At 72.2% G+C, this 14,555-nt stretch carries 17 protein-coding genes; 7 read left to right on the forward strand and 10 right to left on the reverse strand.

Going from position 1 to position 14,555, the window contains the following annotated elements; translation table 11 throughout:
- Positions 1 to 105: 105 nt before the first annotated feature.
- The gene (locus JX575_RS15060; protein ID WP_186340517.1) at positions 106 to 1,230 is read right to left on the reverse strand and encodes an ABC transporter substrate-binding protein; all 1,125 of its coding nucleotides are present in this window, start codon (positions 1,228 to 1,230) and stop codon (positions 106 to 108) included.
- 251 nt (positions 1,231 to 1,481) lie between these two features.
- Here JX575_RS15060 and JX575_RS15065 point away from each other — a divergent pair, with 251 nt between their 5' ends.
- Complete coding sequence (locus tag JX575_RS15065) at positions 1,482 to 1,922, forward strand: PLD nuclease N-terminal domain-containing protein (RefSeq protein WP_186340516.1); 441 nt, start codon at positions 1,482 to 1,484, stop codon at positions 1,920 to 1,922.
- Positions 1,923 to 1,933: 11 nt separating this feature from the next.
- On the forward strand, positions 1,934 to 3,628 hold the full coding sequence (locus JX575_RS15070) for a fumarate hydratase (protein WP_186340515.1): 1,695 nt from the start codon (positions 1,934 to 1,936) through the stop codon (positions 3,626 to 3,628).
- A 21-nt stretch (positions 3,629 to 3,649) separates the two neighbouring features.
- Here the strand turns inward: JX575_RS15070 and JX575_RS15075 are convergent, their stop codons facing one another.
- Complete coding sequence (locus JX575_RS15075) at positions 3,650 to 4,528, reverse strand: MerR family transcriptional regulator (protein ID WP_186340514.1); 879 nt, start codon at positions 4,526 to 4,528, stop codon at positions 3,650 to 3,652.
- A 113-nt stretch (positions 4,529 to 4,641) separates the two neighbouring features.
- Here JX575_RS15075 and JX575_RS15080 point away from each other — a divergent pair, with 113 nt between their 5' ends.
- Positions 4,642 to 4,890, forward strand: a complete 249-nt coding sequence (locus JX575_RS15080) for a hypothetical protein (protein WP_186340513.1) — start codon at positions 4,642 to 4,644, stop codon at positions 4,888 to 4,890.
- Between the two features lie 4 nt (positions 4,891 to 4,894).
- Here JX575_RS15080 and JX575_RS15085 read toward each other — a convergent pair whose 3' ends face one another.
- Entirely contained in the window at positions 4,895 to 5,764 is an 870-nt protein-coding gene (locus JX575_RS15085; protein ID WP_186340512.1) for a MerR family transcriptional regulator, read from the reverse strand.
- A gap of 140 nt (positions 5,765 to 5,904) precedes the next feature.
- Here JX575_RS15085 and JX575_RS15090 point away from each other — a divergent pair, with 140 nt between their 5' ends.
- Positions 5,905 to 6,633 (forward strand): hypothetical protein, encoded by a 729-nt coding sequence (locus JX575_RS15090; protein WP_186340511.1) that lies wholly within the window; start codon positions 5,905 to 5,907, stop codon positions 6,631 to 6,633.
- 26 nt (positions 6,634 to 6,659) lie between these two features.
- On the opposite strand, the gene JX575_RS15095 is transcribed toward JX575_RS15090, so the two are convergent.
- The 3 genes from JX575_RS15095 to JX575_RS15105 form a co-directional block, all read right to left on the reverse strand.
- Complete coding sequence (locus JX575_RS15095; protein ID WP_186340510.1) at positions 6,660 to 8,585, reverse strand: penicillin-binding transpeptidase domain-containing protein; 1,926 nt, start codon at positions 8,583 to 8,585, stop codon at positions 6,660 to 6,662.
- Between the two features lie 109 nt (positions 8,586 to 8,694).
- Positions 8,695 to 9,237: an SRPBCC family protein gene (locus JX575_RS15100; RefSeq protein WP_186340509.1), complete on the reverse strand. Its 543-nt coding sequence runs from the start codon at positions 9,235 to 9,237 to the stop codon at positions 8,695 to 8,697.
- Complete coding sequence (locus tag JX575_RS15105) at positions 9,234 to 9,620, reverse strand: metalloregulator ArsR/SmtB family transcription factor (protein WP_186340508.1); 387 nt, start codon at positions 9,618 to 9,620, stop codon at positions 9,234 to 9,236. The genes JX575_RS15100 and JX575_RS15105 overlap by 4 nt, the downstream gene beginning before the upstream one ends.
- 93 nt (positions 9,621 to 9,713) lie before the next feature.
- On the opposite strand from JX575_RS15105, the gene JX575_RS15110 reads away from it, so the two are divergent.
- Positions 9,714 to 11,105: a class II fumarate hydratase gene (locus JX575_RS15110; protein ID WP_277395299.1), complete on the forward strand. Its 1,392-nt coding sequence runs from the start codon at positions 9,714 to 9,716 to the stop codon at positions 11,103 to 11,105.
- A 20-nt stretch (positions 11,106 to 11,125) separates the two neighbouring features.
- Complete coding sequence (locus JX575_RS15115; protein ID WP_186340507.1) at positions 11,126 to 11,716, forward strand: GNAT family N-acetyltransferase; 591 nt, start codon at positions 11,126 to 11,128, stop codon at positions 11,714 to 11,716.
- Positions 11,717 to 11,723: 7 nt separating this feature from the next.
- Here the strand turns inward: JX575_RS15115 and JX575_RS15120 are convergent, their stop codons facing one another.
- The 3 genes from JX575_RS15120 to JX575_RS15130 form a co-directional block, all read right to left on the reverse strand.
- Positions 11,724 to 12,053, reverse strand: a complete 330-nt coding sequence (locus JX575_RS15120; protein ID WP_186340506.1) for a hypothetical protein — start codon at positions 12,051 to 12,053, stop codon at positions 11,724 to 11,726.
- Between the two features lie 143 nt (positions 12,054 to 12,196).
- Complete coding sequence (locus tag JX575_RS15125) at positions 12,197 to 12,568, reverse strand: hypothetical protein (RefSeq protein WP_186340505.1); 372 nt, start codon at positions 12,566 to 12,568, stop codon at positions 12,197 to 12,199.
- A complete protein-coding gene (locus JX575_RS15130) occupies positions 12,565 to 12,945 on the reverse strand; it encodes a DoxX family protein (RefSeq protein ID WP_186340504.1) in 381 nt (126 codons plus the stop codon). Before JX575_RS15130 ends, JX575_RS15125 begins: the two co-directional genes overlap by 4 nt.
- Before the next feature lie 191 nt (positions 12,946 to 13,136).
- On the opposite strand from JX575_RS15130, the gene sigJ reads away from it, so the two are divergent.
- Positions 13,137 to 14,075, forward strand: a complete 939-nt coding sequence (gene sigJ, locus JX575_RS15135; protein ID WP_186340503.1) for an RNA polymerase sigma factor SigJ — start codon at positions 13,137 to 13,139, stop codon at positions 14,073 to 14,075.
- A gap of 53 nt (positions 14,076 to 14,128) precedes the next feature.
- On the opposite strand, the gene JX575_RS15140 is transcribed toward sigJ, so the two are convergent.
- Entirely contained in the window at positions 14,129 to 14,473 is a 345-nt protein-coding gene (locus JX575_RS15140; RefSeq protein ID WP_186340502.1) for a hypothetical protein, read from the reverse strand.
- Positions 14,474 to 14,555 lie beyond the last annotated feature (82 nt).

The raw sequence follows: 14,555 nt of genomic DNA on the forward strand, positions 1-14,555 counted from the left end.
GGATGACCAGGAAGATCAGGACGAAGACGAGGAACGGCAGCAGCGCGAGGGCCGGGCCGACGGAGAACCGTCGGGCCCGGCCTGCTCCGGTGACCGCCGCCGTGCTCAGCGGATGGCCTTGGACCAGTTCGCTGCGAGGTACTCGCCGGCGGCCTCCGTCTGGGCGTTGGTGGGGATCACCGGGTCGCCGGTGACCTCCGGCAGGGCGTCCCACAGCTCGGCGTCGATCGTGCCGTCCTCGGCCATCTGCTCACCGCGCACCGGGCGGGCACCCCCCGCGAGCCACAGGTTCTGGCCCTCGTCGCTGTAGAGGAACTCCTGCCACAGGCGGGCTGCGGCCGGGTGGGGCGCGTCGGCGTTGATGGCCTGGAAGTAGTAGCCCGCGATGACCGCCTCCGACGGGACGACGGTCTTCCAGGTGTCGACGTTGGCCGCCGCGGCCGCACCGAGGTAGTCCCAGTCGATGACGACCGGCGTCGTGCCCTGCTCGATGGTGGTCGAGTCGGGGTCGACGGTGAGGAAGTTGCCGGCCTTCTTGAGGTCGGCGAAGAAGTCGACACCCGGTGCGATGTCGTCGGCGGACCCGCCGTTGGCGACGGCCGCCATCATCACGCCGCTGAACGCGGCGCCGGCCTGCGTCGGGTCGCCGTTGAGCGCGACCTTGCCCTTGAACTCGGGCTTGAGCAGGTCGGCCACCGACGTCACGTCGGGGACGACCGCCGAGTCGTAGCCGATCGACATGTAGCCGCCGTAGTCGTTGACCCACGCCCCGTCCGGGTCCTTGAACTCGTCGGGGATGTCGTCCCAGGTGTCCACCTTGTAGGGCGCGAACATGTCGGTGTTGGCCAGGGCGACGGACTGGCCGAGGTCGAAGACGTCGGGCGCGCGCTCGGTGCCCTTGAGGTCGTTGGCCGCGTTGATCTCGTCCTGCGAGGCCGCGTCGGGCTGGGCGGAGTTGACGTCGATGTCGTACTTGTCCTCGAACGTCGAGATGATCTCGCCGTAGTTGGCCCAGTCGGGCGGCAGCGCGATCACGTTGAGCTCGCCCTCGTCCTGGGCGGCCTTGACGAGCTCCTCCATCCCACCGAAGTCCTCGGCGGTGGTGGCCGACGACGCGTCGACCCCGCTCTCGGTGGTGGTGTCGTTGTCCTTCTCCGGCGCGGCGCAGGCCGCGAGCGAGACGAGGGTGGCCGTCGCGGTGAGCGAGGCGAGCATCGTGCGGGTGTTCATCTGACCTCCAGGGGAGCGACTGCTGCGGGTCGGGGGGATGTCTCGCGCGCGAAGCCTCGTCGATCCCGTCCATTCGGAGGCTACCCCCGAATGGACGGGGCGCGTCCGGGGGGTGAGCACCTGTCGGGACGCCGCGCCGGTGCGGCAGGCGATCTGCATGCCCGCGCGTGCCCTCGCGCTACTCTCCCGACACGCCGGGTCGCGTCCCGTCGTCCGCGGCCCCGGCAGGGCCCACCTGCGGGGGTCCTGACGTGCGGATCGTGCTGTACCTCGTGCCTGTGGTGCTGACCGTCTACTGCCTCATCGAGGCGATCTCGAGCCGCGACGACGAGGTGCGCCACCTCCCCAAGCTGGGGTGGATCCTCCTCGTGCTGTTCTTCCCCTTCGTGGGCTCGATCGCCTGGCTCGTCGCGGGACGGCCCCAGCGCCGGCCGCGACCACGGGGCCCCCACGAGGGGAGCGCACGCGCGTTCCCGGAGTACGACCGGCCCGGGCGCTACGCCGCGTCCGACCCCGCTGCCGACGAGGCCTTCCTCAAGCGGGTGCGAGAGCGCGCGGAGGACCAGCGCCGGATCGCGCGGGAGCAGAAGGAGCGGGAGGCGGCGGCAGAGGAGGCGGCGGAGGAGGCGGCGCGACCGGTGACGCCGCCGGACGCCGAGGCCGGATCGGGCGAGGAGCCCGACCGGGCGTAGCATCTGCGGCCGTGAGCGCCGCCGACTTCCACTACTCCGACCTCCTCCCCACCGCCGGGTCCAACGGCGCGCCGGCCACTCCCTACCGGCTGGTGACCACCGAGGGCGTGTCGACGGTCGAGGTCGGGGGGCGGACGTTCCTCCAGGTCGAGCCCGAGGCGATCCGGCGGCTCACCGAGGAGGCGATGCACGACATCAGCCACTACCTCCGGCCCGGCCACCTCGCCCAGCTGCGCAGGATCATCGACGACCCGGAGGCCTCGGGCAACGACCGCTTCGTCGCCCTCGACCTGCTCAAGAACGTCAACATCTCCGCCGGCGGCGTGCTGCCGATGTGCCAGGACACCGGCACCGCGATCGTGATGGGCAAGAAGTCCGAGGGCGTGCTCACCGGTGCCGACGACGGCGAGGCGATCAGTCGGGGCGTGTACGACGCCTACACCCGGCTCAACCTCCGCTACTCCCAGCTCGCGCCGCTGACGACGTTCGAGGAGAAGAACACCGGCACCAACCTGCCGGCGCAGATCGAGCTCTACTCCACCCCCGCGCAGGACGTGCCGGAGTACAAGTTCCTCTTCATGGCCAAGGGCGGCGGGTCGGCCAACAAGTCGTTCCTGTTCCAGGAGACCAAGGCAGTCCTCAACCCGACGCGCCTGATGGAGTTCCTCGACGAGAAGATCCGCTCGCTCGGCACCGCCGCGTGCCCGCCCTACCACCTCGCCGTCGTCATCGGCGGCACCAGCGCGGAGTTCGCCCTCAAGACCGCCAAGTACGCGTCCGCGCACTACCTCGACGACCTGCCGACCGAGGGCTCGATGAGCGCCCACGGCATCCGCGACGTCGAGCTCGAGGAGAAGGTCTTCGAGCTCACGCAGTCCTTCGGCATCGGCGCCCAGTTCGGCGGGAAGTACTTCTGCCACGACGTGCGCGTGGTGCGGCTGCCGCGCCACGGCGCCTCGTGCCCGGTCGCGATCGCCGTGTCGTGCTCGGCCGACCGGCAGGCACTCGGCAAGATCACGCCCGCGGGCGTCTTCCTCGAGCAGCTCGAGACCGACCCGGCGCAGTACATGCCGGACGCCGGGATGGCCCACGACATCGAGGGCGGGGCGGTCGTCCCGATCGACCTCAACCGGCCGATGCCCGACATCCTCGCCGAGCTGACGAAGCACCCGGTGAAGACGCGGCTCTCGCTGACCGGGCCGCTCGTCGTGGCGCGCGACATCGCGCACGCCAAGATCAAGGAGCGCCTCGACGCCGGCGAGGAGATGCCGGCCTACCTCAAGGACCACCCCGTCTACTACGCCGGACCGGCCAAGACGCCCGAGGGGATGCCGTCGGGCTCCTTCGGCCCGACCACCGCGGGGCGGATGGACTCCTACGTCGAGCAGTTCCAGGCGGCGGGCGGCTCGATGGTGATGCTGGCGAAGGGCAACCGGTCCAAGCAGGTCACCGACGCCTGCGGCACCCACGGCGGCTTCTACCTCGGCTCGATCGGCGGTCCGGCCGCGCGGCTCGCGCAGGACTGCATCCGGTCGGTCGAGGTCGTGGAGTACGAGGAGCTCGGCATGGAGGCGGTGTGGAAGATCGAGGTCGAGGACTTCCCCGCGTTCATCGTCGTCGACGACAAGGGCAACGACTTCTTCACCGACCCGTCCGGGACGGTGACCGTGCCCGTCTCGGGGATCCGCGTCCGCTCCGCCCAGTAGGCGCGAGCAGCACCGGCGAGCTCAGTCGGCGAGCTCAGCCGGTGAGCCGGTGAGCCGGTCGGCGAGGCGGGCGGCCGCCTCCCCGATCCGGTGCCCGAGGGCGTCGGCGCCCTCGACGCGCGACTGGTGGGCACCGCCGAGCAGCACCGGGGCGATCGGGCGGATCGCCTGCGCCGCCTCGCGGACCGCCGGGAGGTCCTCCACGGTCGGCACGGCCAGCACCACGGCGTCGGGCAGCAGCGCGCGGACCGTGTCGATCCAGCTCTCCACCGGCAGGTCGGCACCGAGGTAGGTGACGTGGACGCCCCGGCTGCGCAGCACCATCGCGAAGGCCATGATGCCGAGCTCGTGGCGCGAGCCGCGGGCCAGGCCGACCATCACGTGGGGTGCGTCGGGAGCGGGGTGCGGGAACTGGTGGAAGGCCTGCGCGAGCCGGCGCAGCACGGCCCCGCTGACGAAGTGCTCACCGGCGACGCCGACCGTGCCCCGCTGCCACGCCTCGCCGAGGCGCACGAGGGACGGCATCAGCCACTCGTCGACCGCGACGGCGAGGTCGGCCTCGGCGAACGCCTTGTCGAGCATGCCCTCGAGCCGCACCACGTCGAAGTCCTCGCCGCACGAGGCGAGGTCGTCGATCCGCGTGAGCGGCGATGCCTCCGGCCCGGCCGGGGTCGTCGAGCGGTCCGGCTCGGCGAGCACGCGTCCCGCCGCCTCCCGCGGCGACCACCCGGAGTCCACGAGGTCGCGCATCACCGACAGGCGGCGGACCGCCTCGTCGTCGTAGAGGCGGTAGTTGCCCTCGGTGCGTGCCGGTGCCACCACGCCGTATCTCTGCTCCCACTTGCGCAGGGTCTCGCGTGGCACTCCGGTGAGCTGGGCGGTGCGTCCGACGGTGTACACACCCCGAGGGTAGCGAACTTTGGACAAACTGTGGACAAGGTTCTAGTCTCGGCATCACCCACCAACAGTGGACAAACTGTGGACAAGCCGCAGGGGTGCCCCAGGAGGACCCGATGACGACGATGGCGATCACTGCACGGCCCTCCCCCCGGCCCGGCCTGCGTCGCCGCGACCGCACCGGACGGCGCCTGCGCGTCATCGGGGTCACGGTCCTTGCCGCGGCGGCCCTCGGCTCCGTCCTCAGCGCCTCGCCGGCGGCGACCGACGCCCCGGCGACCGACACCGCGTGCCGGATGGACATCGTGGGCAGCTACTGGTTCAGCAGCGGGTGCGCGGACGAGTCGGGGCGCACGGCGCGCTGACGCGTCAGCTCACCGCGCCGAGGCGGGTGGCGAGCGCCGCCGCGGCCGCGCCGGCGGCGTGGCCGAGGTGCTCGCCGCCCGCGACCCGGTCCTGGAAGGCGCCGCCGAGCAGCACGTCGGTGAGGGGCGCGAGGGCGCGGACCGCCTCGCGGACGGCCGGGAGGTCCTCGAGCGTCGGCGCCGCCAGCACGGCCGCCGCGGGCCGGACGAGGCTGACGGCGCTCACCCACGCCTCGAGCGGGAGGTCGGCGCCGAGGTAGGTCACCGCGACGCCGCGCGAGCGGAGCACCGTGGCGAACGCGAGGACGCCGATCTCGTGGCGCGACCCGCGCGCGAGGCCGACGACGACGCGCGGGCCACCGCTGGGCGCGGGGGCCACCGACTGGAAGGCGAGCGCGAGGCGGCGGTGCACGGCACCGGTCACGAAGTGCTCCCCCGCGACCGAGACGAAGCCGCGCTGCCACGCCTTGCCGAGGTGGACCAGCGACGGCAGCAGCCAGTCGTCGACCACCGACACCACGTCGTTGTCACCGAAGCTCTCCTCGAGCAGGCGCTCGAGCCGGGGCTCGTCGAAGTCCTGGGCGCAGCCGAGGAGCGTCTCGAAGCGCTCCTCGTACGGCGGCTCCTGCGGTCGTACGACCTCCGCCTCGGCCGCGCTCGCGCTCTCCACCACGTGGCGGGCGGCCTCCTGCGCGCTCCACCCGGCGTCGACGAGGCTGCGCATGACGCTGAGCCGACGCACCGCCTCGTCGTCGTAGAGGCGGTAGTTGCTCGGCGATCGCAGGGGCACGACCACCCCGTAGCGCTGCTCCCACTTGCGGAGGGTGCCGGTCGACACCCCCGTCAGCTCTGCGGTGCGCCCCACGGTGTACACGGAGCCACCGTAGACGCGGACCGGGCGGCCGGGCGTCATTTCACCCAGCGTCTCGCCGCAGCGACCTTCCGGGGCCCTGCCTCCGCGGCCGACCGGTGGCCCACTTCCATCGGCGCGGGCACGGTTGGCAGGATGGCGCCATGGCCGGCCCCCTCAGTCCCGAGAGCACGAGCACCGGGAGCCCCGAGAGCCCCGAGAGCTCCGAGAGCCCCGAGATCGCCCGGGCGGAGTCGGCCCGCGGGGAGGTCGTGCTGCGGCGGCGCAGCTCCGGCGCCGGGGCCGACGTCATCGAGCTGCGGGTCAACGGCGTCTTCGTGATGGACACGCTGGAGACGACCAGCGAGATCGAGCTCGCCGCCCAGGCCCTCGACCTCGTCGAGCAGCCGGCCTCGGTGCTGGTGGGCGGGCTCGGGCTGGGCTTCACGCTCCAGCGGGTGCTCGCCGACACGCGGGTCGAGCGCGCGGTGGTGGTGGAGATCGAGGAGTCGCTGATCCGGTGGATGCGCGACGGGACGGTGCCGCACGGGCCCGCGCTGCTCGCCGACACCCGCGCGACCGTGGTCAACGCCGACATCGCGATGGCGATCGCCGAGGCCCGCTCGACCTACGACCTGGTGCTGCTCGACGTCGACAACGGGCCCGGCTACCTCGTGCACGAGCGCAACGAGGCGGTCTACGAGGAGGAGTTCCTCCAGCGGTGTCGCGCCGTGCTGTCGCCCGGAGGCGTGCTGGTCGTGTGGTCGGCGAGCGCCGCCCCCGAGCTGCTCGCCGCGCTGCGCACGGTGTTCGGCGCCGCCGAGGAGCAGGCCCACGACGTGCTGCTCCAGGACCGGCCCGAGGAGTACTTCCTCTACCTCGCGCACCGCTGAGCCGGCGCGCCGCGCGGCGGGCAGGCTCAGCGCAGGAACGCCTCGAGCAGCGGACCCGCGGTCTGGGAGCCGGAGACGCCGGTCTCGACGAACACCGCGACGGCGAGGTCACCGCGCGTCGCGATCATCCACGCGTGCGTCGGCAGCTCGCCCGACGCGTCCGGCTCGCCGTGCTCGGCCGTGCCGGTCTTGGCACCCACCCGGCCCGGCACGTCCTGGAGGAAGCGCCCCGACCCGGCGGTCACCACGCTGCGCATCAGTCCGCGCAGGGCCCCCGCCTCGCCGCCGGTGAGCGGCCGCTCGGGGGCGACCTGGTCGACCTCGTGGTCGGGCAGCAGGACCGGCAGCACCGCCCGTCCGGCCTGCACCGACGCGGCGACGGTGGCCATGGCGAAGGGACTGGCCAGGACCGTCCCCTGGCCGATCATGTCGGCGGCGGCCCCGGTCTCGGTCTCGGGCGGCGGCACCTGGCCGAAGTAGACCGGGAAGCCGAGGTCGTGGTCGGTGCCGAGGCCGAGCGCTCCGGCCGCAGCCGCCAGCTCACCCTCGGCCACCCGGTCGGCGTTGCCGATCAGCGCGGTGTTGCACGACTGGGCGATCGCCTGAGTGAGGGTGATGTCGCCCAGCGCGGCGGCCGGGTAGTCGTCGTAGTTGGTGAACGAGCGGCCGTCGACGACGGTCGAGGCCGGGCACGAGACCACGTCGCCCACACCCATCCCGCTGCGCAGCAGGGCGAGCGCGGTGACCACCTTGAAGGTGGAGCCGGGCGCGTACTGCCCCGTCATGGCCAGGTCGGCGCCGCCCGCCCCGGCCCCGTTGGCGCTCGCGAGCACCGCGCCGTCCGAGGGACGGATCGCGACGAGCGCCGTCGCCGGGGCCTGGTCGCCGAGGTCGCCGAGGACGTCCTCCGCCTTCTGTTGCAGCGCGGGGTCGAGGGTGGTCGCGAGGTCGGCCCCGTCGGTGGGCGCGACCTCGACGAGGGTGCGCAGCCGGTCGTCGGCGTCGCGGGCCACGACGGCCGTGCCGGGGACGCCCCGCAGCTGCTCGTCGTAGCGGGCCTGGAGCCCGGACAGGCCGACCTCGTCGCCGGCGGCGATGCGGCCGCCGGACTCCTCGACGAGCTCGGCGGTGGCCGGACCGACCCGCCCCAGCAGGGCCGCGGCGAACTCGCGGGTCGGGGCGAGCGGCAGCGTGTCGCGCACGGCGAGCGCACCGCGGATGTCGGCGAAGGCGGGCAGCACGTCGAGGGCGTCGTCCTCGCGCAGCACCACCGCCTCGACGAAGGCCTCCGGCCCCATCGCCTCCGCCCGCTCGACGAACGAGGCCGCGTCGACGTCGAGCACGCGGGCGATCCGGCGCGCACTGCGAGCGACCTGCGGTCCGCTGACCTTGGTCTTGTCGAGCCCGTAGCGCAGGACCGGTCGCTCGGTGACCAGCACCTGACCCTCGGCGCCGGTGATGTCGCCCCGGCTCGGCGGCAGGGTCCGCAACCCGAGGGTGTCGCCGTCGGCGAGGTCGGGGGCGAGCGCCCCCGGCGACCAGTCGACCACCCACCCGCTCCCCTCGCGTACGAGCGTGGCGGTGGTGTCGTACTCCCACGACTCGGCGTCGGTGAGCTCCCACCGCCACGCCAGGGTGGCGGTGGCGGTGGCGGTGACGCGGTCCTCGCCGGAGGCGGCGTCGCCCTCGACCTGCTCGTCCTGCTCGACGGCGGCGACCCGCACCGCGACGGGCACCTCGTCGAGCGGGGCCACCAGCTCGGCGAACGTCGCCCGGTCGGCCTCGTCGGTCAGCGGCACCTCCCCCAGCGAGTGTGCGGCGAGGGCGGCGGCGAGGTCGGCGGCCACGCCCTCCGGGGGATCGGCGTCGTCGCCGCCGAGCACGGAGCAGGCCGAGGCGGCGAGGAGCACGACGGCCGTCGCGCAGACGGACCCGAGGCGCAGTGGACGCATCGGACCATGCTGGCGAGCCGGGGCGCCGGAGCCAAGCCGCAACGCCGGGTCGGGCGGGACCAAGCCCGCTCAAGCGGGGTCAGGCCCGCTCAAGCGGGATCAGGCACGCTCAGGTGAAGAGCCGCCGGTAGTGCGAGGACCCGCCGACGTAGGCCTCCCAGTCGACGGCGCCCACCGGGTCGCCGGACAGCGCGGCCCCCAGCCGGTCGAGGTAGTACTCCCAGCCCGGGCCCACGCTCGCGGCCATGTCGACGCGCGGCCCTCCGGGATCCAGCACCTGGACGAACCGGAGGGACGTGACGCCGTCGGCCTCCGTCAGCTCGAGCTCGAGCTCCCAGTGGGCCGTGTCCCCCGAGCCGTCCTCGCTGAAGGGCTGCGGGTCCCGGCCCCGTGCCACGAAGCGGCGCGGCGGCTCGCACACCAGCACGTCCCACTCCTCGCCCGCGACGTCGTCGCCCTCCGCGGTCATCCAGAACGTCACCGGACCGGCAGCCGGGTCGCCGCGCCACGTCCCGATCCACCGCTCCATGCGGGTCGGGTCGGTGCAGGCCGCCCACACGTCGTCGACGGGGGCCCGGAACTCCCGCTCGATCACGAGCAGGGTGCTCCCGTCGCGCTCCTCGCGCCGGCCGGTCATCACGGTGCTGCTCATGCGGTGTCCTCCTGCTGTGGGGTGGATGTGCCGGTCGCGGCATCGCCCGCCCGGCGGTCGCGTCCGGCGCGGCGGACCTCGAGGTCGAGCCCGTCGAACGCCGACTGGGCGAACCGCGGCGGCGGCGCGCCGGTGGGGTCGAGCGCCGCCAGCCACTCGGTGACGGCGGCCAGCCCGTCGGGCCGGAGGCGGTAGTGCCGCTCGCGCCCCCGGTCCTCGGCCTCCACCAGGCCCGCCTCGCCGAGCACCCGGAGGTGGCGGCTGATGGCCGGCCGGCTGACGTCGCGGCCGGCAGCCAGGTCGACCACCCGCGACGGCCCGTGCGACAACCGGGCCACGAGGTCGCGGCGCAGGGGGTCGGCGAGGGCGACGAACGGGTCCATGCCTCTATTGGTAACTGCGGCGTTACCAATTTGTCAAGGACCCCCCACCCCTCGCCCGTCGCGAGAACCCGGCGAACTGGGTACGGTCGGGCCGTGAGCGAGACACGCACCGAGCACGACTCCATGGGCGAGGTCGAAGTGCCTCGCGACGCCCTGTGGCGGGCCCAGACGCAGCGCGCGATCGAGAACTTCCCGATCAGCGGCCTGACGCTCCAGCCCCGGCACGTGCAGGCGCTGGCCCACGTGAAGGCCGCCGCCGCCACGGCCAACGCCGCGCTCAGCGTCGTACGCCCCGAGCAGGCAGAGGCCATCGTCGCGGCCGCCGACGCCATCGTCGCCGGCACGCACGACGCCGAGTTCCCCATCGACGTCTTCCAGACCGGGTCGGGCACCAGCTCCAACATGAACGCCAACGAGGTGATCGCGACCCTGGCCTCCCGCGCGGGCGTCGACGTGCACCCCAACGACCACGTCAACGCCTCGCAGAGCAGCAACGACACGTTCCCGACCAGCATCCACGTCGCGGCGACCCTCGCCGTCGTCGACGACCTGCTCCCCGCGCTCGACCGGCTGGCGACGTCGTTCGAGGGCAAGGCCGAGGAGTTCGCCGACGCGGTGAAGTCCGGGCGCACCCACCTGATGGACGCCACGCCCGTCACCCTCGGGCAGGAGATGGGGGCCTACGCCGCCACCCTGCGCCTGGGCGTCGAGCGCCTCGAGGCGGTGCTCCCCCGGGTGCGCGAGCTACCCCTCGGCGGCACCGCCGTCGGCACCGGCATCAATACCCCCGCCGCCTTCGCCGAGCGCGCGATCGCCGCGCTCAGCGACCGGACCGGGCAGGAGTTCACCGAGGCGCGCGACCACTTCGAGGCGCAGGGCACGCGCGACTCGCTGGTCGAGCTGTCCGGCGTGCTGCGCACCGTCGCCGTGGGCCTGACCAAGATCTGCAACGACCTGCGCTGGATGTCGTCCGGCCCCACCACGGGCCTCGCGGAGATCCGCCTCCCCGACCTCCAACCCGGGTCGAGCATCATGCCGGGCAAGGTCAACCCGGTGCTGCCCGAGGCGACGCTGATGGTCTGCGCGCGGGTCGTCGGCAACGACGCGACCATCGCCTGGGCCGGGGCGTCGGGCAGCTTCGAGCTCAACGTGATGATGCCCGTCATGGCGCACGCGCTGCTCGAGTCGATCCACGTGCTGTCCACCTCGACGGTCCTGCTCGCCGAGCGGTGCGTCGACGGCATCACCGCCGACACCGAGCGGATGCGGCGCTACGCCGAGTCGTCACCCTCGGTGGTGACCCCACTCAACGCCCACCTCGGCTACGAGCAGGCGGCCAAGGTCGCCAAGAAGGCGCTCGCCGACGGGGCGACCATCCGGGAGACGGTCATCGCGATGGGCTACATCGAGCGCGGCGACCTGACCGAGGAGCAGCTCGATGCCGCCCTCGACGTCGAGTCGATGACCGGACGCCGATCGTCCTGATCTCGTCCTACCGTCACCGGATGAGCGACGACACGACGTACGAGGTCCGTCCCCTCACGCCGGAGACCTGGCCCGCCTTCGAGGCGCTGGTCGAGCGGCACAACGGCATCTTCGGCGGCTGCTGGTGCATCTGGTTCCATCCCGACGCCCCCGAGCGCGGCCAGGGGGCCGAGGCCAATCGCGCGCTCAAGAGGTCCTACGTCGAACGGGGCGAGGCGCACGCCGCTCTGGTCCTCGACGGCGACGAGGCGATCGCGTGGGCGGAGTACGGCACGCCGCTCGAGCTGCCCAGCCTCCACCACCGCAAGCAGTACGACGCCGAGAAGACCGCCGACCCCGACTGGCGCATCACCTGCGTCTTCGTCGACCGCCGCCACCGCCGGCTCGGCGTCAGCGAGGTCGCGATCCGTGGGGCGCTGGACCTCATCGCCGAGGCGGGCGGCGGGGTCGTGGAGGCGTACCCCCACGACCTCACCGAGCAGACCAAGAAGATGTCGTCGTCGTTCCTCTACAACGGCACCCGGCGACTCTACGAACGGCTCGGGTTCGCCTACGACCGGCCCAAGGGACTCAAGAACTGCGTGATGTCGACCGTGGTGCGCCCCGTCTGACGCGTGCTCAGGGGTGTCCGGCCTCGCCCCCGACGGTCTCCTCGAGCACCGTGGCGAGGTCGCGGGGCGGCTGCTCGCGCAGCCGCAGCGCCAGCAGCGCCAGCAGCGCCGCCGCCCAGACCAGCACGGCGGAGACCACGAGGCCGGTGTGCAGGCCGCTCATGAACGCCTCGGCCGCCTGCGGCAGGCCGGGGATCGGGACTCCGGCCGACGCGGCCTCCTCCGTCCCGGCGGGCGCGGCGGTGCCGTGCAGCGAGGTCGACACCTTGCCGGCCACGACGGCCGACAGCACGGCGGTGCCCAGTGCGCCTCCGAGCTGGATGCAGGTGGTCTGCACGCCGCCAACGGCAGCGGCTGTGGCCTTGGTCGCACGAGCGACGGGCCTGTGGCCGCGGGCAGGCGGTGCGGATCAGGCGGTGCGGCGGCGAGGCTGCGCACACAAGCCGAGCCCACGGCGTTCTGTCGCCACCAGGACGACTCTCAGGGACCCGGGTTCGTCGGTTGGTCATTGCCCCGCAGCAGGAGCGCCCCGCTGATCGCAGCTGTGACTACCCCGATCAGCTGCACGATCTGGCCCAAGGCCACATCGGCACCGTTGCGGCCGAGCAGATTGTCGAAACCTTCGCCATTGATGCCGCTCAACACGAAGCCCACGACAACGAACAATCCGAGGAACCCGCCGACCCCGTCCGACCAACGCCTGCGGACGCCTGCGACCAGGCCGGCACCAACCAGCAAGATGACCAGGCCGGGTGGCACAGCCACCGGGAACTCCACTCCGGCAGCCCACAAGATTGCGATGCCGGCTGCGCCGATCACGAGTCCAGCAACGAGGACCGCGCGGTTCTTCATGACGCGAAGGACTCCGGGCCGAACCGACCCGCCGCAACCAACGCGGCGAGCATGAGGAACCCCAGATTGACGAGGACAGCCTTGCTCTCCCCTCGGCGCAGGTGGACAACAGCGGCACCGATCATGAGCAGAACCAGGCCGACTGCAGCCAGGGGCACCAGGACGGGCACCAGGCCGACGGCGGCGGGGAGGATCAGGCCTGCAGCAGCCATGATCTCCAGGACCCCGATCGCGCGGACCGCACCGTCACTGAAGTCTTCGGCGAACGTGAGCCCGGAGGCAATCAGCTCTTCTCGCGACCGGGTCAGCTTCTGCGCCCCGCTGGCGAGGAAGACGAGGGCGAGGCCACCCGTCAGGATCCACAGCGCGATATTCATCCACATCTCCTCGTTCAAGGCGGCCCGACGGCCACGTGCCAGCGCGGACTCAGCCCCACTGCTCGGCGTCGTGCCCCCTCCTGCAACACCCGACGAGGCAGCCTCGACAGTTGTGAGGTGAGGCCGGCTCACGAACGCCACCACTATTTCGTCGGAGACTTGAGTGCGACGAACAGCAACAAGGAGTGGCGATGACTGAGCGACCCGACGACCCGGAGGCCAGGGCGCTGCCAGGAGACTCCGACCTGGCCGACATCACCAGCGAACGGCGGCAGCTGCTTCGCTTGGCCTACCGACTCCTTGGGTCCACCGCTGACGCCGAGGACGTCCTGCAGGAAACCTACGTGCGCTGGTACTCGCTGGCCCCCTCTGCCAGAGAGGCTGTCAAGTCCCCGGGGGCTTGGCTGACGACCGTGGCCAGTCGCATCTGCCTCGACATGCTCGGTTCGGCACGCGCACGGCGAGAGCGGTACATCGGGGAATGGCTGCCGGACCCGCTGCCTGGACACACCAAGGCCCTCTACGGACCCTCCACCACAGCGCTAGACCCTGCCGAGCGCGTGAGCCTGGATGAGTCGGTCCACATGGCTCTCCTGGTGGTCCTCGACTCGTTGACGCCGGCCGAGCGGGTCTCGTTCGTCTTGCACGACGTCTACCGCTACCCCTTTGCCGAGGTCGCCGAGATCGTGGGCCGCACACCCGAGGCCTGTCGCCAGCTGGCGACCTCGGCACGACGGCGCATTGGCGTGGCCCGGACCCCACCTGCTCCGACCCGGGAGCAGTCCGCCGTCATCCGCGCCTTCAAGGACGCCTGGGAGTCACACGACATCCAAGCCCTGATAGGGCTTCTGGACCCGAAAGCCACCGCGGTCGCCGACGGCGGAGGTCGCGCTACAGCCGAGCTGCGCCCAGTCACAGGCGCCGAGAAGATCGCCCAAACCCTGGTCGAGGTCGCCGCAGCGTCCCCTCACCTCACTCTCAGCGAGCAGACGGTCAACGGGCAGCCAGGACTGGTTGGTCTCGAGGCCGGGGTTGCGTCCACGGTGGTCGCTTTCGACATCGCTGACGGCGCGATCCTCTCGCTCTGGGTAATGCGCAACCCCGACAAGCTCAGGCTGTGGCGCAACTGATACCCGCCGTCGCTACGCATGCGCACGCCCTGGGTAGCGCTCGGCGGCCGCTGTTACCAGGCGCGGTACTTGATCGTGTACCGGGAGCCGACTTCCTGCTGTAGTCGTTGCGCCAGTGCCTGGGCGCGCAGGTCTAGGGCCTCGTACGCTTCCTCTGTCCTGAGACTTGGGGTTGCATCCAGACCAAGCATGTCGTCGCCCCACCTCGTGAGGTCTTCGATCAGCGAGTCACTCAGTCCAAGCACTTCCCGCAGCCACTGAGGTTCGTCGGGCAGGGCTCCCCCCTCATCCCACAGCGGGACCCGTATGCCGTAATCCCACATCATGCTGATCACGTCACCGACGACCGCAATGTCCAGACCGTGTGAGTCCTCGCCAGCAGGTGTGGCTTTGTCCATCCCCGGTGGAGTCTCCGCAGCAAAGTAGCCGGTCCGACCCACCACCCCTGCGCCAGTGCGGCGACCTGCCAGGACTTTCGGC

This window comes from Nocardioides sp. zg-1228 (assembly GCF_017086465.1).
Classification (GTDB): domain Bacteria; phylum Actinomycetota; class Actinomycetes; order Propionibacteriales; family Nocardioidaceae; genus Nocardioides.